Genomic DNA, 19,623 nt, shown 5'->3' with positions numbered 1-19,623 from the left:
GATGGGAAAAGCCGCAGAGGAAGTCGACGTCGACGGCACGAAGGTGCGGCTGACCAACCGCGACAAGGTGTACTTCCCGAAGCTGGGCAAGGATGGCACCAAGGGCAAGCTCTTCGATTACTACCTGTCGGTCGCCGAACCGATGGTGGCGCTGCTGCGCGACCGGCCGGTGCACCTGCAACGGTTTCCCGACGGCATCGACGGCGAGGAGATCTACCAGAAGCGGGTACCGCAGAAGCATCCCGACTACGTCGAAACCTGCACCGTCACCTTTCCATCCGGTCGCACCGCCGACGCGCTGAAGGTCACCCACGCGTCGGCGATCGCATGGGCGGCCCAGATGGGCTCGATCACCCTGCACCCGTGGCAGGTGAGGTGCCCCGACACCGAGCATCCCGACGAGCTGCGCATCGACCTGGACCCGCAGCCGGGAACGGGGTTCGCCGACGCCAGCTCCGTCGCGGTCGATGTGCTCAAACCGTTGCTCGACGAGTTGGGTTTGATCGGTTATCCGAAGACATCGGGCGGGCGCGGTGTGCATGTCTTTCTTCGGATCAAGACCGATTGGGACTTCATCGACGTGCGTCGTGCGGGAATCGCGCTGGCCCGCGAGGTCGAACGCCGGGCGCCCGACGCGGTGACCACCTCGTGGTGGAAGGAAGAGCGAGGTAAGCGCATTTTCATCGACTACAACCAGAATGCGAGGGACCGAACCTTCGCTTCGCCGTACTCGGCGCGCAAGACCCCCATCGCCACCGTGTCCACTCCGTTGACCTGGGACGAGCTTCGCACCGCCGACCCCGACGACTACACGATCTCATCCGTGCCCGAGTTCGTTGCGGGACGGCCGGATCCGTGGGCTGACATCGATCGCAAGCCGCAGTCGGTCAAGAAGCTGCTGGACATGGTCAAGGCCGACGAGGAGCGCGGGCTGGGCGACCTGCCGTACCCACCGAGCTACCCGAAGATGCCCGGGGAACCGCCGCGGGTGCAGCCGAGCAAGATGGTCGCGGCCAACTGGGACGAAGACGGCAATCCGGTCAATAGTTGAGTGCGCGGTTTGTGTGGCGCGTCACACGGGTACGGGGTGTTCATGATCAAACAAGTCAGTGTTGCTTTGGGTGTCCTCGCGGTTGCGGTCGGCTGTTCCAATCAAGCGTCCGACGATTCAGCCACCACCACGACCACCACCACGACGACGGACTCGGCCAGCGCCCAGGGGTTGACCACCCAGATCAACACGGTTGACGGCAGGCACGTCGCCGATGCCAACATCGACTTCTCGGACGGGTACGCCACGGTGACCGTCGAAACCGTCGAGGACGGCATCCTGTCGCCGGGCTTCCACAGCATGCACATCCATCAGATCGGCGTCTGCGAGGCCGGCGACGGCTTCGCATCCGCGGGCGAGCACTTCCAGGCGCCCGGCCACACGGGCATGCCCGCCAGTGGCGATCTGCCGCCCCTGCTGGTGCGGTCCAACGGCGCGGGCAAGCTGGTCGCGACCAGCGACGCGTTCACCGAGGAGCAGCTCACGACCCCGCAAGGGTCCTCGATCGTGCTGCACGAGAGCGCAATCATGGAGGACCCGGCCGCTGCCGATCGGCGTATCGCGTGCGGTGTTCTCAGCCCGGGAACCGCCGAAACCACTTCCGTCGAGACGCAGACGACCGTCGTCACCACGACCGCGGTTGCGCCTCCACCGCCGGCGACGACCACCACGGAAGCACCGGCCACGACCACTCCACCGGCCGAGTCTCCGGCCACCACGACCCCGCCGACCGAGACGAACACCGTGACCGAGACCCCCTCACCGACAACCACCACGGTGGCTCCACCGCCCGGGGGCTGACACGACTCGCTCGGCACGCCGAAATACCGCCGATCGGACTCTGAACCGGGTCTGCTGTTCGCATGCGCGTTTCGACGACCGTTCGTAGATGGCTGGCGGGTCTGGCTCTGTTCGCCCTCGTGGGCAGTGGTGTCGGAGTGGCAGCCGTGATGGTCCTCGGGTCGGTCAAGGAGGCCAAGCAGACACAAGCTGCCTCAGCGCAGCGTGCGACACAGGCTCCACCGCCTAAGGTCCCGACGCCGTTCGAGTTCACGATCAACGTCGTCGTCACCGACCAGCACTGCGCACCCGGCGCTCCCGGATGCTTCTACAAGTATTCGATCGAGCCGAAATACATTGGCATGCATCCTCTCCCGAAGACCCCGTTCACCGTCTTCTATGAGGTGGTCGGCGGCGACGCACCGCATAAGGGTGAGTTCACCGTGGAGAACGGCCAGGCCCAGATTCTGCAGGACGTCGTCCTGGAAGGTCCGCCGTCGGCCCAACTCAGGGCCAACGTTCTTCAGGTGGACGGCTGAGCCGTTATCGCCGGGGCCCGACGCCGCGCGCCTGCGGCAGCGGTAGGTCGTTGTAGGTGGCGATGCCGGGAGGCGCCGCCACCACCGCCGGGATCGCATGGATCGGGGGCATGGCGGTCATGATGTGGCCGAGCACGAAGAAGTCCTCGATGGACTTGGCGTTCTCGATCATGTCCTGCGGGGGCAGGAAACCGACCTGCATGGTGACCGTCGGCCGGCCGTCGATCGTGATCTTCCAGCCCTCGGCGTCCATCTGCCAGTCCGGGTCGAGCGTGGTGCCCTTCTTCCACCGGACGTTGATGTCGACCACCGTCTTGCCGTCGACGATCCCCTGCCAGCTGGCGTACACGCCCGCCACATGCCCGGCTGGGATGGTCCATGACGCCATCACCAGATCCTCTGTGGTCTGAGCATATTCGGGGACACACTTGATCTCGTCGAGCTCCACACCGATCGAGTCGGCGACCAGGCGGACCGCCTCGGCGAACACCGCTGTGCCTTTCGAGGCCATCGGCTGCAGGTGCGGATCGTCGATCGCGGTGCCGAACCCGACGGGCCGCTCGGTGTCGGGGGAGTCGTAGAGCGTGGTGTCTGCGGACTCGGCGATGGTGATCTTGTCGACCCGGTCGCAGCCCGTTGCGGCCACGATGGCGAGCAGTTCCGCGAAGCCGGGGCTGATCCCGGACCCGAAGAGTGTCGAACCGCCGCGCTTGCACGCCTCTTCGAGCCTGTCCCGGCCCTCACCGAGGTTATGCCCGGTGATGAAGGACGCCGACGACACCACGTTGACGCCTGCCTCGAGAATGCGCACCAGTTCGTCGACGTCGATCCACATCGGGTTGTAGACCACGACGTCGGGCTTCAGGGCGAGCAGGGCGTCGACGTCGTCGGTGGCCTTCACGCCGAGGGGCGCGATGTCGGCGAGCTCTCCGGCGTCGCGGCCGGTCTTGTCCTGCGACCACGCGTAGACGCCGACGAGTTCGTAGTTCGGGTTCGTGGCGATCGCCTGGACCGAGCTCTTACCGACATTGCCGGTGGTCCACTGCACGACGCGATAGGGAGTGTTTGGCACCCGCACAGCATAGGAAAGCCCGGCGCTTCGCGCGGGTGTTTTTACCGGGCGGTGAAAAATTGCCTCGCAAGGCCCTAGTCTGATCGTGATGAGCGGCCGGACAAGGGGTCGCCCGCCCCGGATCAGCCGCGACCAGATCGTCGCTGCGGCCCGGGACGTGGCGAGCGGGGACCTGACGATGCAGGCGGTCGCCGATGCGCTCAATGTCAGCCGCAAGGCCCTGCACTACTACGTCGGCGACCGGGAGGGCCTGCTGACGCTGGTGGTGACCGATCTGTTCGAACGCGAGCTCACCAGCGTCGAGTTGCCCGACGGCGACGACTGGCGGGCGGTTCTGCGCGCCTACACCGTCGCGTTTCGCAACGGGCTGACCCAGGTTGGCGCCGCCACGGACTTCACCCGATTACGGGGCATCGGCGCGGCCGCGGCGTTGGCGCTCGCCGACCGAGTGCTCGACGCCTTGCTCACCGCCGGCTTTGCACCCGACACCGCCCGGTACGGGTTGACCGCGGCGTCGAACATCGCGCAGTCGGCGGCCCACAGCAGCGCCGCGCAGACGCCGTCGGGGATGCACCGGCACCGTGCCGAGACGTCGGCGGCCCTGGAGTGGGAACCGGAAGACACGTATCCGGCGCTGCGCGCCGTGCTCGCCTCGGCCGAATCCCAGCGCCACGACGCCGAGCACCAGTTCGACTTCGAGCTCGAAGTCCTCATCGCCGGCCTGGAACGACTCCTCGATTAGAGGGGCGTCAGGGTGGCCTTGGCGGTCCGTTCCAGCCCGCCGCGATCGACCCACGTCAGGTCGACCACGTCGCCGGGATAGTGGCGGTCCAGCACGTAGGTCAGCGTCGTCGCCGAATCCAACGGGACGCCGTCGAGCACGACGAGCACGTCGCCGGGGGCCAGTCCCGCCCGGTCGGCGGGCCCACCGCGCAGCACATCGGCGATCTGCACGCCCGGACCGCGTTGCGCCGAACGCACCCCGACCCCGAGCAGCACCGGCGGGCCGATGTGCACGTCGGCAGATGGTGCGCGAGACCGGATCTGGTTGGCGATCGGCAACGCGTCGTTGATCGGAATCGCGAAGCCCTCGCCGCCCGGGCCGAACCGGAAGTTCACCGAAGCCGCGGTGGTGATGCCGACGACCTGTCCGGCGCCGTTGACCACGGGACCGCCCGAGTCGCCCGCGACGACCGGTGCCGCGAACTCGAAGAGGCCCGCGAGTTCGTCCTTGCTGCCGGTCAGCGAGTCCTCGGCGTTCACGGTCCGGCCGAATGCGGTGACCGTGCCGACCTCTCGGGTCAGCGGTCCGTTCGTCCCGTTGGCATTGCCGAGCGCGACGACGGGCTCACCGGCCGCCAGGAGCGCGGAATCACCGATCGGGGCGACTGGCAAGCCGATCCCGCCGATCAGCTGCAGCACCGCGATGTCCCGCTTGCGGTTGTAGCCGAGCAGCTCAGCCGGGTAGGACCGGCCTCCGACGCTCGCGGTGATCCGGTCCGCGCCGGACACGACGTGGAAGTTGGTCAGAACCAGGCCGTTGGGATCGATCACGAATCCGGCGCCGTTTCCGTATGCGCCCTGATAGTCGATCTCGGTGTCGATCCGGACCACGGACGGTTCGACCTGAGCGGCGGCCGCGACGGGGTCGCCGGGGGCGGCCGCCGCCGGAAACACCGGCGCCACCACGGCCAACGCCATGGCCAATGCGATCAGCAGCGTCGTGAACGGACGCCGGAGGGGGATTTTGCCCATAGGCCCATATTGCCCGATGCCGAGACGACTAATCGTCTAGCGCGACGCCCCCGCGCAGGCGCCGACGCCGCCGACGTGCGGATTCGGGTCTGCGATTGCGCAGTTTGCCGTCGTCGGATTCGGCTTCTTCGGTGGTCTCGGCGTCGTCCGCGTCGTCCTGCTCGGTCGACTCGTCGGCCACCTCGGCGTTGTCTTCCGCGTCGTCGACAGCCTCGACCTGGTCTTCGGCCTGGTCCTCTGTTTCGCCTTTCGCGCCCTTGCGGCGAGAGCGGCGCTGCTTCGGCTCCTTGACCTTCAGCGGTTTCGGTGGCGGCGGCGGCATCTCGGCGACCGATGCGAGGTAGAACGCGAAAACGCCGAGCAGGCCGATTGCTGCGGCGGCGCCGTAGATGCCGAACAGCCACCTACCTGCGCTGTCGAGTGACAGCCAGATCTCGCTGACGGCCGCGCCGATGATCAACACGCCGGCCAGCACATGAAGCGCGATCGACACGGTCCGCAGCCTCAGCGCCATCTTGGGCGTGCCGAATTCCGGCCGCCGAGTCCGCAGCAGGGTGAACACCACCGGCAACGCGGCGAGCCCGATCAGTGCGCCGCACACGATGCGCATCACGGTGCCGAAAGTGTGCGGAATCTCACCGGAGAGCTCATACCACCGGGGCAGGACGAAGAAGAAGTACAGAACACCGGCTACGACGCTGAACAACGCGTGCCAGGTCACCGCGACAGTGCGGCTCATACTCCTCCTAGACGATTGTTTGGTCCCGAGGTGCGACCGGGCATGACCGTCGAAACTGCCGACACGCCGCACCCCGGGCCGAGTGCGGAGGATGCGGGATTTGAACCCGCGAGGGCTATTAACCCAACCCGCGTTCCAGGCGAGCGCCATAGGCCACTAGGCGAATCCTCCGCGGGCCATGGTAGCCGACCTCAGACCAGAGCCGATCCGGATGCGACCGGCTCGGGTATTAGACTCGCCGTGGACCCCGCGCGGCGTCCATCCTGTGAACTCCCCCAGGGCCGGAAGGCAGCAAGGGTCAATGGGCTCTGGCGGGTGCGCGGGGTCCCCTTCTTTCCCGCATTCAGTCGAAAGGCGTTCGGTGTCATTTCTGTCGCTCGGCCGGGACGAACTCGCCGCAGAACACGAGCAGCAGAAGCGCAACTACGCTGAACTGCAGGCCAAGGGGCTTAAACTCGACCTGACCCGGGGTAAGCCATCCGCGGCACAGCTGGACCTGTCCAACAAGCTGCTCGAGCTGCCTGGTTCCGACGACTTCCGCGACGGCGACGGCACCGACGTTCGCAACTACGGCGGTCTGCACGGGCTGCCCGAACTGCGCGCGATCTTCGGCGAGCTGCTCGGCATCCCGGTGCAGAACCTGATCGCCGGTAACAACGCCAGCCTCGAGCTGATGCATGACGTCGTCGTGTTCTCGATGCTGCACGGCGGCCCGGACTCGGCGCGGCCGTGGTCCCAGGAACCAGTCCTGAAGTTTCTGTGCCCGGCGCCCGGCTACGACCGGCACTTCGCGATCACCGAGAGCCTCGGCATCGAGATGATCACCGTGCCGATGCTCGAGGACGGACCCGACGTCGACCTCATCGAGGAACTCGTCGCAGCCGATCCCGCCATCAAGGGAATGTGGTGCGTGCCGGTGTACTCGAACCCCACCGGGGTGACCTTCTCCTGGGAGACGGCGCGTCGGCTGGTTCAGATGCGAACGGCGGCAAACGATTTCCGGTTGATGTGGGACAACGCCTACGCGGTGCACACCTTGACCCACGACTTCGTCCGCAACGTCGACGTGCTCGGGTTGGCCGAGGCCGCGGGCAACGGGAACCGCCCGCTGGTGTTCGCGTCGACGTCGAAGATCACCTTCGCAGGCGCCGGGGTCAGCTTTCTGGGCGCCTCGCTGGGCAACATCACCTGGTACCTGCAGCACGCAGCCAAGAAGTCGATCGGGCCGGACAAGGTCAACCAGCTTCGCCATCTGCGATTCTTCCGCGATGCCGACGGGGTGCGTCTGCAGATGCAGCGCCACCAGGAGCTGCTCGCCCCGAAGTTCGCCGCGGTGTTGGAGATCCTGTCCGAGCGGTTCGGCGATTCGAAGATCGCGTCGTGGACTGAACCCAAGGGCGGATACTTCATCAGCCTCGACGTCCTGCCGGGGACGGCCAAGCGCACCGTCGCGCTCGCCAAGGATGCGGGCATCGCGGTGACGGAGGCGGGTGCGACGTTCCCGTATCGAAAAGACCCGGAAGACAAGAACATCCGCATCGCGCCGACCATGCCGCCCGAGCCCGAGCTGCGGGCGGCGATCGACGGTCTGGCGACCTGCGCACTGCTCTCGGCGACCGAGTCGTTGCTGAACGGCTCTTAGTCGGCCTCCCGGGCCCGTTTGCGCATCTGACGACGAAATTGGCCAAAAAGGGTCGTCAGATTCACAACCGACACCCACGCGAGCACAACGCGCTTTCGACTCTGGCCACATAGGTGGTGCGCCGGTAGCGCAGCAGGTCTCGGCTGACCCGGATGACCGACCAGCCGAGCTCGGTCAAGGCGAACTGTTCGTCGATGTCGCGCTGCCTCACCTTCGGATCGATCCAGTGTTGCGGGCCGTCGTATTCGACACCGACCTTGAAGTCCTCATACGCCATGTCGAGCCGGGCGAGGAACTGCCTGTACTCGTCGAATACGCCAACCTGCGTCTGCGGTGGCGGAAGCCCCGCGTCGATCAGCGCCAGCAGGGCCACAGTCTCCTGTGGGGATTCCACACCGGCGTCCATCAGCGGGAGCACGCGCCTCAGCCGAGGAAGGCCGCGGGCGCCTGCATGCGCGGCAATCACCGCCTCCACGTCGACGTGTTGAGGCCGGTGGCGTTGGCGAGAGCGTCGAGACGCTGCACCGCGACGGTCCGGCCTTCGAGATGGCGACCGAGGTCGAACGCCGTGCGAGCCGGAGTCGTCACACGCATCGCAGACATGGTCAGCAGTTCGTTCGGCAGTACGCGTTCTGTCCTGACGACCAGTTTGGTTGGCGCCCTGCGGTTGTCGTGGATGAGTTCAGCGGGCTCCGACCCGTCGATGTACTTGGTGCCCAGTACCGCCGCTGCCGACAGGCCCGCGACGATTCCGCGCCGCTTCGACCACAGCCAGGCTGCTTGCGCCCGATCGCGCGCCGATACCGTGGCGTCGCGTGGGACGTAGACACCCGGATACATCGGGGCGTACAGGCGGCACATCGCGCGCTCGGAGATGGCGCCGGTCGCCAACGCTTCGCTCCCGACGAAGGGCCACGGCAGCTCGGTCATGCTCGTACGGTGCACGCGGGGACCGACGGATCACGGCTGCGGTCGCGAATCATCCACAGGGTCGCCACCGTTTGTGAACCTGACGACGCTTAGAGCGTCCAAACCGTCGTCAGATGCACAATCCAGCGACACAGTGGTGGCCCGTCGAGCCGTCACACCACGCCGGTAGCCTGCTGACCGTGGCGCTCTACCGCAAGTACCGGCCCGCGACCTTCGCCGAAGTCGTCGGCCAGGAACATGTCACCGAGCCCCTGTCGACAGCGCTGACGTCGGGCCGGATCAACCACGCGTACCTGTTCTCCGGTCCGCGCGGGTGCGGCAAAACCTCGTCGGCGCGCATCCTGGCGCGGTCGCTGAACTGTGAGCAGGGTCCGACGGCCACCCCGTGCGGAGTGTGCGATTCGTGCGTGGCCCTCGCACCGAACGGGCCAGGCAGCGTCGACGTCGTCGAACTCGACGCCGCCAGCCACGGCGGTGTGGACGACACCCGCGAGTTGCGTGACCGCGCGTTCTACGCGCCCGCGCAGTCGAGGTACCGGATCTTCATCGTCGACGAAGCGCACATGGTCACCACGGCGGGCTTCAACGCGCTGCTGAAGATCGTCGAGGAACCGCCCGAACATCTGATCTTCGTGTTCGCGACCACCGAGCCGGAGAAGGTGCTGCCGACCATCCGCTCGCGCACACACCACTACCCGTTCCGGCTGCTGGCCCCGCGCACCATGCGCACGCTGCTGGAAGGCATCTGCGAGCAGGAGAACGTCACCGTCGACGACGCGGTGTACCCGCTGGTGATCCGCGCAGGCGGCGGGTCGCCCCGCGACACCCTGTCGGTGCTCGACCAGTTGCTCGCCGGCGCCGAGGGCAACCACGTCAACTACACGCGCGCGCTGGCACTGCTGGGTGCGACGGACGTCGCGCTCATCGACGACGCGATCGACGCGCTGGCCGCCGGCGACGGCGCGGCACTCTTCGGGGTCGTCGAGGCGGTGATCGACGCCGGTCACGACCCGCGCCGGTTCGCGACCGACCTGTTGGAGCGGTTCCGTGACCTGATCATCCTGCAGTCGGTGCCCGACGCCGCGGCGCGTGGAGTCGTCGACGGGCCGGAGGACGTGCTCGACCGGATGCGTGAGCAGGCCACCCGCATCGGCACCGCGACGCTGACCCGTTACGCCGAGGTGGTGCACGCCGGCCTCGGCGAGATGCGTGGCGCCACGGCGCCTCGGCTGCTGCTGGAGGTGGTGTGCGCGCGGCTGCTGCTCCCGTCCGCGAGTGACACGGAATCGGCGCTGCTGCAACGGATCGAGCGGATCGAGACCCGGTTGGACATGTCGATTCCGGCCGGGGAGGGTCAGTCGGCTCAGGCGGGTGGGCCGCCGCGGCAGTACGCCCGCCGGAGTAAGGCCGAAGCGCAGCCCGCCGAGCCGCCGCCGCCTCGCAGCGAGCCGCCGTCTCGCAGCGAGCCGCAACCCGAGCCCCAGCCCAAGGCAGAACCGAAGCCTGAACCCACGCCGACAGCGCAAGCTGCCGAGAGCAAACCGCCCTCGCCGCCGCCGGTGCGTCCGCCGTCCGATCCGGTGGTGGCGGCGCCGCCCCCAGCCGCGGTGACGGGGGAGCCGAACGCCGCAGCCGTGCGCAGCATGTGGTCGACGGTGCGGGACAAGGTGCGTGAGCGCAGCCGCACCACCGAGGTGATGTTGTCGGGTGCGATCGTCCGCGCGGTCGAGGGTGACACGCTGGTGCTCAGCCACGACTCGGCGCCGCTGGCCAAGCGGCTGACCGAACAGCGCAACGCCGACGTCATCCGCGAAGCGTTGAAGGACGCCCTCGGGGTGAACTGGAAGATCCGTTGCGAGGCGGGTTCGGCCGCCCCGCCACCGCCGACGGAACCGGTCCCGGCCGGCCCGCCGCCCCGCAACGACGACGATGAGGAAGCCATGCTGGCCGAGGCCGGCGCCGACACCTCGGACACACCGCGTCGCGATCCGGAGGAAGCCGCGCTCGAGCTACTGCAGAACGAGTTGGGCGCCCGGCGTATCGACGGCTGAAGCTACGGCCTCGACTACGGCGTCCACCACGGCCGCAGCGGCAGCCCGCCGTCGTAGCCGTCGCGATCCAGCTTGACCGCCAGGACCTGGTGCAGCTGAACGACATTCGTCTCGAAGCCCAGGCGCGAGCCGGCCATGTACAGACCCCACACCTTGGCCGTCGCCAGCCCGACCTCGGCCACGGCCTCGTCCCAGTGTTCCACCAGGTTGCGGCACCAGTCGCGAAGCGTCAGCGCGTAGTGGTGACGCAGGTTCTCCTCGTGGACCACCTCCAGGCCGACGTCCTGCGCTTCGGTGATGATGCGTCCGGAACCGGTGAGCTCCCCGTCGGGAAAGACATAGCGGTCGATGAAACCGCCTGCGGTGGAACCGGTTCGGTTGTCCGGTCGGGTGATGCAGTGGTTGAGCAGCAGCGCGCCGTGACGCATCTTCGACTGGAGGAACTCGAAATAGGCCGGATAGTTGTGCACGCCGATGTGCTCGGTCAGCCCGATCGAGGACACCGCGTCGAAATCGGACTCACGCACATCGCGGTAGTCGCCGTGGCGCACCTCGGCCAGATCCTCGAGCCCGTCGAGAGCGATCGCCTCTCGTGCCCAGGACGCCTGCTCCTTCGACAGCGTGACCCCGAGCGCCTTGACCCCGTGCCGCGCCGCGTAGCGCACCATGCCGCCCCACCCGCAGCCCACGTCGAGCAGGCGATCACCCGGCTTGAGGCGCAGCTTCTCGAACACCAACCGGTACTTGTTCTCCTGCGCCTCTTCCAGCGTCGACCCGCTGTGCGGATAGCACGCGCACGTGTAGGTCATCGACGGGCCGAGCACCCACTCGTAGAACGTGTTGGAGACGTCGTAGTGGTGATGGATCGCCTCGGCATCACGAGTCTTGCTGTGGCGCAGACCTTCCGCGATCCGACGCCACCGCGGCAGCGCCTCCTGCGGCGGCGGCGCGATCGGCTTGAGATGCTCGATGCCGATGGCGCGCACGATCTGGGCGAGGACCCGTGCCGGCGGACGTCTGAAGTCCATCTTGTCGGCCAGCGCCCTGAGCAACTCGTAGGGATCACCGGGATGCACACCGTGCGTGGCCAGATCGCCGGCTACGTAAGCCCGGGCCAGCCCCAGATCCCCAGGCGCAGTGGCCAGATACGTGGTACCGCGGGGCGTCAGCAACTCCAGGCCGAGCGGGGCGTCCTCGGGTCCGGCCGTGCTTCCGTCGTAGGCTCTGAAGCGCAGCGGCAGGTTTCCACCCGCGAAGATTTCCAGAATCTCGGCCAGCGTGAGCTTTCCAGCCGGCGCCTGTGCCGCGTGTTCCTTGAAAGTCGTCATCGTCTCTGCACCGCCTTCGCATAAAGATCGAGCAGCCGTGAATCTGGATCGTATGCCTTCTTCACGATCTTGTAGGTTTCACCGCCGTACAGATCGTCGAACTCTTCGCGGCTGTAATACGAATCCGAGTACAACGATTTGTGACCGTCGAGTTCGCTGACCTTGTGTTCGATCAACCTGTTGGTATGGCCTTCGCCGGGGCCGACCGGCACCGACGACCAGAATCCCACGTTGACATAGGTGTGGTTCGGCCGAAGCGGATACAGCGGCCACGCACCGTCTGCTCCGCCGTCATCGCGAAGTCGCAACGGGCACAGCCAGATCGGTTCGATCGGAACGTTGCCGAGGAACCAGTGCAGGAACTCCGCGACCCGTCCGATCGGCACCTCGACGTCTTGTACGACGCGTTCGCGCGGTGGGCGGCTGTTGCGCTGCTCGATCCGGTCGGCGATGTCGAACCGCTGGTCGAGCGCTATCAGCTTCCAGTAGAAGCTGCTGCGCCGGTACCGACGGGGCCACCACCGGCGGATCCGCGGATCCTGGACACCGAACGCCCGCGAGCACCAGAACCAATCGGTGTCCCACCGCCACAGGTAATCGTGGACCGTCAGACGATCGTGCTTCTCGGCGCCGTCGTCGCCCTGGTGTTGTATCGAGCGGTAGTAGATCTGCTGGCCGGTGTAGTCGCTGACGGGTCCGGGTGTGGTGGTCTTGAATCCGAGTGTCAGGTAGGCCTCGTCGGCGGAGAACACCACGCCGTCCAGGTAGTCGACGGGAGTTCCGTCGTAGCCGCGCGTCTCGACGATGCGGTCCATCGCGGCGACGAGGTCCTCGATGGTGTTGAACCGCAGGTGGCGCAGTGCGACGAATGGCTGAACGGATTCCAGCTCGATCTTCAACCGAACCGAATAGCCCAACGTGCCATACGAATTCGGGAACGCCCGGAACAGGTCGGTGTTCTGCTCCGGCGACGCGGTGACGACTTCGCCGGTGCCGGTGAGGATGTCCATCTCCAGCACCGACTCGTGTGGCAGGCCGTCGCGGAACGACGTGGACTCGATGCCGAGACCGGTGACCGCTCCGCCGAGCGTGATCGTCTTCAGCTGCGGTACCACCAACGGCGACAAGCCGTATGGCAGCGTCGCTGCGACCAGATCTTCGTACGTGCACATCCCGGCCACATCCGCGGTGCGCGCATCGGGGTCCACTGCGATGACGCCGGTCAACCCCGAGACATCCAAACCCTTGGAGGTGGTTTTGGCCCGCGCGCGGAACAGGTTCGACGTGGGTTTGGCCAGGCGAACGGTGGCATCGGGCGGAATCGCACGATAGCTCTTCAGTAGCCGCTGCACGCCCGCGGCATGAGCACGTGCGTCGGTTCGGGCAACAGACACGGATATACGCTAGTCCGCGGTCGCAGGCGATGCGACCGCATCGAACTTCTACCGAGGAGCGTGCACCCGATGGGACAGGTCAGCGCATCGAGCACCGTCTTGATCGACGCGGCGCCGGAGGCGGTGCTCTCGGCCGTCGCGGACTACGCGAACGTGCGTCCGAAGATCCTGTCGCCGCAGTACAGCGACTACAAGGTGCTCGAGGGTGGACAGGGCGCGGGCACGGTGGCCAGCTGGAAGCTGCAGGCGACCAAGTCGCGGGTGCGCGACGTCAAGGCCGAGGTCGACGTGGCCGGTCACACGGTCATCGAGAAGGACGCCAACTCCTCGATGATCACCAACTGGACCGTCGCGCCCGCAGGTCCGGGGTCCTCGGTGACGGTCAAGACGTCCTGGCAGGGTGCGGGCGGGATCGGCGGCTTCTTCGAGAAGACGTTCGCGCCGCTGGGGCTGCGCAAGATCCAGTCCGAGGTGTTGGAGAACCTGAAGAAGCACCTCGAGGGATGACGCCTTGACGGGTTGATTCCACGCACCTGATGCGTGCGATCAACCCGTTAGAGGCCTCTGGAGGCCTAGGTCGACCCCAGGAACCCCGCGATGCCGCGTACGACGGCTTCGGCGTACTTCTGCCGCCCTTCTGGGGTCTTCATCAGCGCCGAGTCGACCGGGTTCTTCATGTTGCCCAGCTCGACCAGGATCGACGGGTACTGGGCCAGGTTCAGCCCCGCGATGTCCGAGCGCGGGTTGAGGCCGTTGGAGCCGATGTAGGTCGACGGCACGAACCCGGAGGCCTGCAACTGGTCGCGCATGATGCCCGCGAACCGGGGAGACGGCCCCGCCTGCGCGTCGTTGAGCGGCGGGGACGAGTACAAGACGTGGAATCCGCGCCCGGTCGGCGGGCCGCCGTCGGCGTGGATGCTCACGATCGCGTTGGGTTTGATCGAGTTCGCGAGCGCGGCGCGTTCGTCGACGCACGGACCCAGCCCGGTGTCGTCGCCGCGCGACATGGCGGTGCGCACACCCAGCGCGTGCAGGGCTTGCCGGACCCGCAGCGTGGTCTCCCAGGCGAACGTGTGCTCGGCGTAGCCGTCCTCGGTGGACGTGCCGCTGGCCTGGCAGTCCTTGGTGCCCCCGCGGCCGGTCGGCACCTGCTTGCTGATCGAGGCGTCGTTGGCGCCGTTGTGACCGGGGTCGAGAAACACGATCTTGCCCGCGATGTTGGCGGGCGCGGCCTCGGCCTCGAAGGCGGGGCTGACGAGCGTCGATGCGGCGACGAGTAGTCCGGTCGCCACCGCGGCGCAGCCGCGCAATGCTCCGGTGGCGCCGACACGCAGGCGGGCAGGCACGGCCGCCACCGTAACCGCAACGACGACTACGCTGAAAGCTCAAACGGCCGCGAGCCGAGGACAGAAACCAAGTCGAGACCGGACCGCAACTAAGACGCAAGGGGACCACTCATGCAACCGCAAGGCCAACCCGATATGTCCGCGCTGCTCGCGCAGGCCCAGCAGGTCCAGCAGCAGCTGATGGAGGCGCAGGAGGCGCTGGCCAACGCCGAGGTGCACGGTCAGGCCGGCGGCGGCCTGGTGCAGGTCACGATGAGGGGCAGCGGCGAGGTGATCGCCGTGTCGATCGACCCGAAGGTCGTGGATCCCGAAGACATCGAGACCCTCCAGGATCTCGTGGTCGGCGCCATCTCCGACGCCTCCAAGCAGGTCACCATCCTCGCGCACGACCGGCTCGGGCCGCTCGCGGGCGGGATGGGCAACCTCGGTATCCCGGGAATGTAATTGTTCGAGGGACCCGTCCAGGATCTGATCGACGAGCTCGGGAAGCTGCCCGGCATCGGGCCGAAGAGCGCTCAGCGGATCGCCTTTCACCTGCTGTCGGTGGAGCCGCCCGACATCGACCGGTTGACCGCCGTGCTGAACAAGGTGCGCGACGGGGTGAAGTTCTGCGCGGTGTGCGGCAACGTCTCCGACGACGACCGCTGCCGCATCTGCAGCGATTCCCGGCGCGACGCATCCCTGGTCTGCGTGGTCGAGGAACCGAAAGACGTGCAGGCCGTCGAGCGCACCCGGGAGTTCCGCGGGCGCTACCACGTGCTGGGCGGCGCCCTGGATCCGCTCTCCGGGGTGGGGCCCGAACAGCTGCGAATCCGCGAGCTGCTCAACAGGATCGGTGAGCGCGTCGATGGGGTGGACGTCACCGAGGTGATCATCGCGACCGACCCCAACACCGAGGGTGAGGCGACGGCGACGTATCTCGTGCGCATGCTGCGCGACATCCCGGGGCTCACCGTAACGCGTATCGCGTCCGGTCTGCCGATGGGCGGTGACCTGGAGTTCGCCGATGAGCTGACGCTCGGCCGCGCGCTGGCCGGCCGACGCGCGATGGCATAGCCGAGGAAGGAAGTTCATGCCGGACGACGAATTCAAGGTCGAAGTGGAACTCGGCGCCGAGCACCAGCTCTCGTTCTGGGACAAGTTGAGAACCCTGGATCTGGACGACAATGCGCGCGAGCGGCTCGGATCGCGGGTCACCGTCACCCGCGACGGCGATCGCATCCAGCTGTACACCACGACCTTGGCCGACGCACAGGAGGCCGAGCGCATGGTGCGCGTGTTGGTGGCCGACGACGGCGTCGACGCGCAGTACACCCTGAGTCGGTGGGACTCCGCGAGCCAGGAGTGGGTGGACCCGGTCAGCGGGCAGGAGGTGCCCGACGATGCTCCGGAGGTGCCACCCCCGGATCCGGGCTACGTGATCCTCGAGGCGTACAAGCCCGAGTTCCTGCGCGACCTCGGGCTGTAACTCCCGAGCCGCGAAATTGCATTCCTGCGGGCCTCTTCTCGCAATTTCGCTGCTGGAACGCAATTTCGCGGAAAGTTGTCGGTGGCCGCGGCCTGACGGCTCAGACTCGCCGGGGCGCGGAGAGTCGTTCGCATCGAAGCTGTTCGACTTCGTCGATCTTCAGGGGCGCCAGCTCCCCCACCACCCTGCTCAGCATGTGGTCGGCCAGCTCCGGATTGCGGGCCAGGCACGGACCGTGCATATACGTCGCGACGACGCTGCCCTGCACCGCGCCGTCGTAACCGTCACCGTCGCGGTTGCCCGCACCCTTGACGACCTTGCCGAGCGGTCGTGCCTCGGCGCCGAGAACGGTTCCGCCGCGGTGGTTTTCGAAGCCGGTCAGCCGCTGTGAGAGACCTGCCAGCAGCGGTTCGGACACCACCTCGCCGATCGTGCGCGTGTCCTGCGGTGAGGTCGTGACATCGAGGAGTCCGACGCCGTCGACGCGTTCACCCGACGAGGTCTCATACCAGTGCCCGAGCACCTGGATGGCCGCGCAGATCGCCAGCACCGGCGCGCCCCGCGCGGCCGCCTGTTGCAATCCGGGATACCGCAGCAGGTGCTTGGTCGCCAGGCGCTGCGCGTAGTCCTCCGCTCCGCCAAGCGTGTACAGGTCCAGCTCCGAAGGCACCGGGTCGTCCAGCGTGATCTCGACGATCTCTGCGTCAAACCCCCGCAGCCGCAAGCGTTGTCGCAGCACGACGGAATTACCACCGTCACCGTAGGTTCCCATCACATCGGGCAGCACCAGCCCGATGCGCACCGCCGACTCATCCACCACGACGCTCCAGGGCCCGGTTCAACTGCAGGAACGCGGTGTAGTTGGCGATCACCTCGACGTGCCCGGGAGGGCACGACGCGATTGCCGCGAGGGTGTCGTGCACCAGCGTGTGCTCAACACCCGCATAACCCAATCGCACAGCGAGGTCGGTGCCCCGCTCGCCCGCGGCCACCACGTGGGTATCTTCGAAGTGCTCGAAGCGGACGTCCCACAGCCATGACAGGTCCTCACCGTCGGGAACCTGACCGTTGACCGAGATCACCACGCCCGCACCGTGTTTGTCGACCATCGACAACGCTTCCTGCCAGCCCGCCGGGTTCTTCGCCAACAGCACCCGCGCGGTGTGCTCGCCGAGGCGCACGGTGCGGTAGCGCCCGGCGACCTCGTCGACCTCCGATACCGCGGCCACCGCAGCCGCCGGATCGGCGCCCATCGCGACCGCCGCCGCCACGGCCTGCGTGGCGTTGCCGCGATTGACGGAGCCGGGCAACGACAGCGTCATCGGCAGCGAAAACCCGTCCGGCCCATAGATGTTGGTGTCGTCGAACCACCAGTGCGGGCTGGGGCGTTTGAAATCGGTTCCGGTGGAACGCCAGTCGCGGCTCTTGCCGCCGTCGCGCAGAATGATCTCGCCAGATCGCGGGCAGCTGACCGAGTCGTTGGCCCAGCTCCCGCCGGCGGCGACCCACACCACGTTGGGGCTGTCGTATGCGGCCGAGGTCATCAGCACGTCGTCACAGTTGGCGACCACGACGGCCGACGGGTGACGGGCCAGCCCGGCGCGCAGGGTTCGTTCGATGTGGTTGATCTCGCCGACGCGGTCCAGTTGATCGCGGGACAGGTTCAGCAGGACGACCACCTTCGGGTCGACCGCTTCGGCCACATGCGGGACGTGCATCTCGTCGACCTCGAGGGCGGCAAGGGGTGCTTCCCGAGCAGCGGCCAGCGCGGCCACCAGGCCGGCGTCCATGTTCGCGCCGGTGTCGTTGGTGGCAACGTTCGACTGTCCCCGGCCCCCCGGCTCGGCGGGCCCGATGGTGCGCAGCGCCGCGGCGATCATCCGGGTCGTCGTCGACTTGCCGTTGGTCCCGGTGACCACCACGGTGCGACGGCCCCGGCCGAGCTGGCGCAGCAGGGACTTGTCGAGCGCCAGCGCGACCAGCCCGCCGATCATCGCGCCCGCACCGCGCCCGGTGACTCGCGACGCCCAGCGGGCGCTCGCGCCGGCCGCGAGGGCGAGCCGTCCACGTGTCGTGACCACCCCGGCAGTTTAGGTAGCCGACACGCTGCAGGCGATTCGGCGAGGTCCCGGCTTTGTCACACCATCGTGCGATCCTGACGGCGTGGGCCTAACGGACGCCGGAGGTCACCGGCCGAGCGGCTCTGACGCCGAGAATCGGCCGGGCTGGGGCCGGCCGGCGGAACACGCCGGACCAGGCTGGGCGGTCGTCGACGTGGAGACCTCCGGGTTCCGGCCGGGGCAGGCCCGCATCGTCAGCATCGCCGCTCTCGCCCTCGGCGACGACGGCAACGTCGAACAGAGCCTGTACAGCCTGCTCAACCCGGGTGTCGACCCGGGCCCGACACATGTACACGGTCTGACGGCCGACATGTTGGAGGGCCAGCCGACCTTCGGCGACATCGTCGACCACCTCGTCGAGCTGCTCGACGGCCGCACGCTGGTTGCGCACAACGTCGGCTTCGACTACTCGTTCCTGGCCGCCGAGGCCGAGTTGGTCAACCGCGAGTTGCCCACCGACACCGTGATGTGCACCGTGGAGCTGGCGCGCAGGCTGGACCTGGGCACCGAGAACCTGCGGCTCGAGACGCTGGCCGCGCACTGGGGGATCAGCCAGATCCGGCCGCACGACGCCCTCGACGACGCCCTGGTGCTCGCCCAGATCCTCAAACCGGTGCTCGTGCGGGCGCGGGAACGCAAGGTCTGGCTGCCGGTGCACCCGGTATCCCGCAGACGCTGGCCCAACGGCGTCGTCACCCACGACGAGCTGCGCCCGCTCAAGGCGGTTGCGTCCCGCCTTCCGTGCCCCTATCTCAACCCCGGCCGGTACATCGCCGGGCGACCGCTGGTGCAGGGCATGCGGATCGCGCTGTCGGCCGAGGTCCAACGCACCCACGAAGAGCTCATCGAACGGATCCTGCACGCCGGGCTGGCCTACACCGACACCGTCGACACCGAGACCTCGCTGGTGCTGTGCAACGACGCCCAATCGGCTCAGGGCAAGGGCTACCACGCCAGGGAGTTGGGTGTACCGCTGGCCTCCGACGCCGAATTCATGCGCGCGATCGACAGCGTCGTCGGCGGTACCGGCATCGAGGAGTTCACCGACACCACCCTCGCCGGCGACCAGTTCGCACTGTTCTGAATGGCAGACCATCGCATCGTCCTGGTGGACGTCGCCACCGCCTCGGCCCTCGCGCAGGTGCTGCCCGTGCTGCTGCTCACGCTCACCGTCGAGCTGAGGCGGACCCAGCTGCACCGGACCCAGCCCCGAATGCTGCTCGGCGGCATATTCGTGGTCTTCGCCGTCGTCGAGACGGTCCTCGTGCTCTCGATCGACGGTTCGCTGATCCCGTTCCAGTGGTTTGACCTGGTGTCGGCGCTGGCGATCCTGGGTCTTCTCGCGGTCATCTTCTGGATGTCGCTCGTCGAGTCACCTCGACGCGAGTGACCCAGAAGGCGCCGTGAA

20 protein-coding genes, 1 tRNA gene, 1 other RNA gene and 1 pseudogene are annotated in these 19,623 nt (G+C 67.5%); 13 read left to right on the top strand and 10 right to left on the bottom strand.

The features are described from left to right. Position 1 precedes the first annotated feature (1 nt). The 3 genes from ligD to AAHH99_RS02480 all read left to right on the top strand — a co-directional run bounded on the left by ligD (position 2) and on the right by AAHH99_RS02480 (position 2,370). On the top strand, positions 2–1,051 hold the full coding sequence (gene ligD, locus AAHH99_RS02490; RefSeq protein ID WP_418767245.1) for a non-homologous end-joining DNA ligase: 1,050 nt from the start codon (positions 2–4) through the stop codon (positions 1,049–1,051). A 42-nt stretch (positions 1,052–1,093) separates the two neighbouring features. Next, the gene (locus AAHH99_RS02485; protein WP_418767244.1) at positions 1,094–1,852 is read left to right on the top strand and encodes a superoxide dismutase family protein; all 759 of its coding nucleotides are present in this window, start codon (positions 1,094–1,096) and stop codon (positions 1,850–1,852) included. 62 nt (positions 1,853–1,914) lie between these two features. Next, on the top strand, positions 1,915–2,370 hold the full coding sequence (locus tag AAHH99_RS02480; RefSeq protein WP_418767243.1) for a hypothetical protein: 456 nt from the start codon (positions 1,915–1,917) through the stop codon (positions 2,368–2,370). A gap of 4 nt (positions 2,371–2,374) precedes the next feature. Here the strand turns inward: AAHH99_RS02480 and AAHH99_RS02475 are convergent, their stop codons facing one another. Then, positions 2,375–3,442, bottom strand: coding sequence for a dihydrodipicolinate reductase (locus AAHH99_RS02475; RefSeq protein ID WP_418767242.1), 1,068 nt, complete (start codon positions 3,440–3,442; stop codon positions 2,375–2,377). Positions 3,443–3,530: 88 nt separating this feature from the next. Here AAHH99_RS02475 and AAHH99_RS02470 point away from each other — a divergent pair, with 88 nt between their 5' ends. Beyond that, on the top strand, positions 3,531–4,184 hold the full coding sequence (locus tag AAHH99_RS02470) for a TetR/AcrR family transcriptional regulator (protein WP_418767241.1): 654 nt from the start codon (positions 3,531–3,533) through the stop codon (positions 4,182–4,184). On the opposite strand, the gene AAHH99_RS02465 is transcribed toward AAHH99_RS02470, so the two are convergent. The 3 genes from AAHH99_RS02465 to AAHH99_RS02455 all read right to left on the bottom strand — a co-directional run bounded on the left by AAHH99_RS02465 (position 4,181) and on the right by AAHH99_RS02455 (position 6,107). Next, positions 4,181–5,197 carry a S1C family serine protease gene (locus AAHH99_RS02465; RefSeq protein ID WP_418767240.1) on the bottom strand — a complete coding sequence of 339 codons (1,017 nt, stop codon included), beginning with the start codon at positions 5,195–5,197 and terminating at the stop codon, positions 4,181–4,183. The genes AAHH99_RS02470 and AAHH99_RS02465 overlap by 4 nt on opposite strands. 28 nt (positions 5,198–5,225) lie before the next feature. Continuing rightward, positions 5,226–5,936, bottom strand: coding sequence for a hypothetical protein (locus tag AAHH99_RS02460; protein WP_418767239.1), 711 nt, complete (start codon positions 5,934–5,936; stop codon positions 5,226–5,228). Positions 5,937–6,021: 85 nt separating this feature from the next. Next, a tRNA-Ser gene (locus tag AAHH99_RS02455) sits at positions 6,022–6,107 on the bottom strand. Between the two features lie 68 nt (positions 6,108–6,175). On the opposite strand from AAHH99_RS02455, the gene ffs reads away from it, so the two are divergent. Both ffs and AAHH99_RS02445 read left to right on the top strand, forming a co-directional pair. Beyond that, positions 6,176–6,270, top strand: an RNA gene (gene ffs / locus AAHH99_RS02450) — signal recognition particle sRNA small type. Positions 6,271–6,297: 27 nt separating this feature from the next. Beyond that, on the top strand, positions 6,298–7,578 hold the full coding sequence (locus tag AAHH99_RS02445) for an aminotransferase class I/II-fold pyridoxal phosphate-dependent enzyme (RefSeq protein ID WP_418767238.1): 1,281 nt from the start codon (positions 6,298–6,300) through the stop codon (positions 7,576–7,578). Between the two features lie 61 nt (positions 7,579–7,639). On the opposite strand, the pseudogene AAHH99_RS02440 reads toward AAHH99_RS02445, so the two are convergent. Then, a pseudogene (locus AAHH99_RS02440) lies at positions 7,640–8,508 on the bottom strand (hypothetical protein). Between the two features lie 179 nt (positions 8,509–8,687). Here AAHH99_RS02440 and AAHH99_RS02435 point away from each other — a divergent pair. After that, the gene (locus AAHH99_RS02435; RefSeq protein ID WP_418767577.1) at positions 8,688–10,559 is read left to right on the top strand and encodes a DNA polymerase III subunits gamma/tau; all 1,872 of its coding nucleotides are present in this window, start codon (positions 8,688–8,690) and stop codon (positions 10,557–10,559) included. A 14-nt stretch (positions 10,560–10,573) separates the two neighbouring features. Here AAHH99_RS02435 and AAHH99_RS02430 read toward each other — a convergent pair whose 3' ends face one another. Beyond that, entirely contained in the window at positions 10,574–11,887 is a 1,314-nt protein-coding gene (locus AAHH99_RS02430; RefSeq protein ID WP_418767237.1) for a class I SAM-dependent methyltransferase, read from the bottom strand. After that, positions 11,884–13,281, bottom strand: coding sequence for an FAD-binding oxidoreductase (locus AAHH99_RS02425; protein WP_418767236.1), 1,398 nt, complete (start codon positions 13,279–13,281; stop codon positions 11,884–11,886). The genes AAHH99_RS02430 and AAHH99_RS02425 overlap by 4 nt, the downstream gene beginning before the upstream one ends. 69 nt (positions 13,282–13,350) lie before the next feature. Here AAHH99_RS02425 and AAHH99_RS02420 point away from each other — a divergent pair, with 69 nt between their 5' ends. Further along, positions 13,351–13,788 carry an SRPBCC family protein gene (locus AAHH99_RS02420; RefSeq protein WP_418767235.1) on the top strand — a complete coding sequence of 146 codons (438 nt, stop codon included), beginning with the start codon at positions 13,351–13,353 and terminating at the stop codon, positions 13,786–13,788. Positions 13,789–13,853: 65 nt separating this feature from the next. Here AAHH99_RS02420 and AAHH99_RS02415 read toward each other — a convergent pair whose 3' ends face one another. Further along, positions 13,854–14,627, bottom strand: coding sequence for an Rv3717 family N-acetylmuramoyl-L-alanine amidase (locus AAHH99_RS02415; RefSeq protein WP_418767234.1), 774 nt, complete (start codon positions 14,625–14,627; stop codon positions 13,854–13,856). Positions 14,628–14,738: 111 nt separating this feature from the next. On the opposite strand from AAHH99_RS02415, the gene AAHH99_RS02410 reads away from it, so the two are divergent. From AAHH99_RS02410 to AAHH99_RS02400, 3 genes are read left to right on the top strand one after another with little or no spacing between them, the layout of a single operon-like run. Beyond that, a complete protein-coding gene (locus AAHH99_RS02410) occupies positions 14,739–15,071 on the top strand; it encodes a YbaB/EbfC family nucleoid-associated protein (protein WP_064419215.1) in 333 nt (110 codons plus the stop codon). Further along, complete coding sequence (gene recR, locus AAHH99_RS02405; RefSeq protein WP_064397861.1) at positions 15,072–15,683, top strand: recombination mediator RecR; 612 nt, start codon at positions 15,072–15,074, stop codon at positions 15,681–15,683. It begins immediately after the preceding gene. 16 nt (positions 15,684–15,699) lie between these two features. After that, complete coding sequence (locus AAHH99_RS02400; protein WP_418767233.1) at positions 15,700–16,095, top strand: hypothetical protein; 396 nt, start codon at positions 15,700–15,702, stop codon at positions 16,093–16,095. Positions 16,096–16,195: 100 nt separating this feature from the next. On the opposite strand, the gene AAHH99_RS02395 is transcribed toward AAHH99_RS02400, so the two are convergent. Continuing rightward, positions 16,196–16,912 (bottom strand): type 1 glutamine amidotransferase, encoded by a 717-nt coding sequence (locus tag AAHH99_RS02395; protein ID WP_418767232.1) that lies wholly within the window; start codon positions 16,910–16,912, stop codon positions 16,196–16,198. Next, positions 16,905–18,176, bottom strand: coding sequence for a MurT ligase domain-containing protein (locus AAHH99_RS02390; RefSeq protein WP_418767231.1), 1,272 nt, complete (start codon positions 18,174–18,176; stop codon positions 16,905–16,907). The genes AAHH99_RS02395 and AAHH99_RS02390 overlap by 8 nt, the downstream gene beginning before the upstream one ends. Positions 18,177–18,258: 82 nt before the next feature. On the opposite strand from AAHH99_RS02390, the gene AAHH99_RS02385 reads away from it, so the two are divergent. After that, positions 18,259–19,299 (top strand): DEDDh family exonuclease, encoded by a 1,041-nt coding sequence (locus AAHH99_RS02385; RefSeq protein ID WP_418767230.1) that lies wholly within the window; start codon positions 18,259–18,261, stop codon positions 19,297–19,299. Next, entirely contained in the window at positions 19,300–19,605 is a 306-nt protein-coding gene (locus AAHH99_RS02380) for a hypothetical protein (RefSeq protein WP_418767229.1), read from the top strand. Positions 19,606–19,623: the final 18 nt, after the last annotated feature.

This window comes from Mycobacterium neumannii (assembly GCF_048452905.1).
GTDB classification, from domain to species: domain Bacteria; phylum Actinomycetota; class Actinomycetes; order Mycobacteriales; family Mycobacteriaceae; genus Mycobacterium; species Mycobacterium neumannii_B.
Note: the sequence above shows the minus strand (reverse complement) of the source record. Positions and strands in the feature narration are given on the sequence as shown.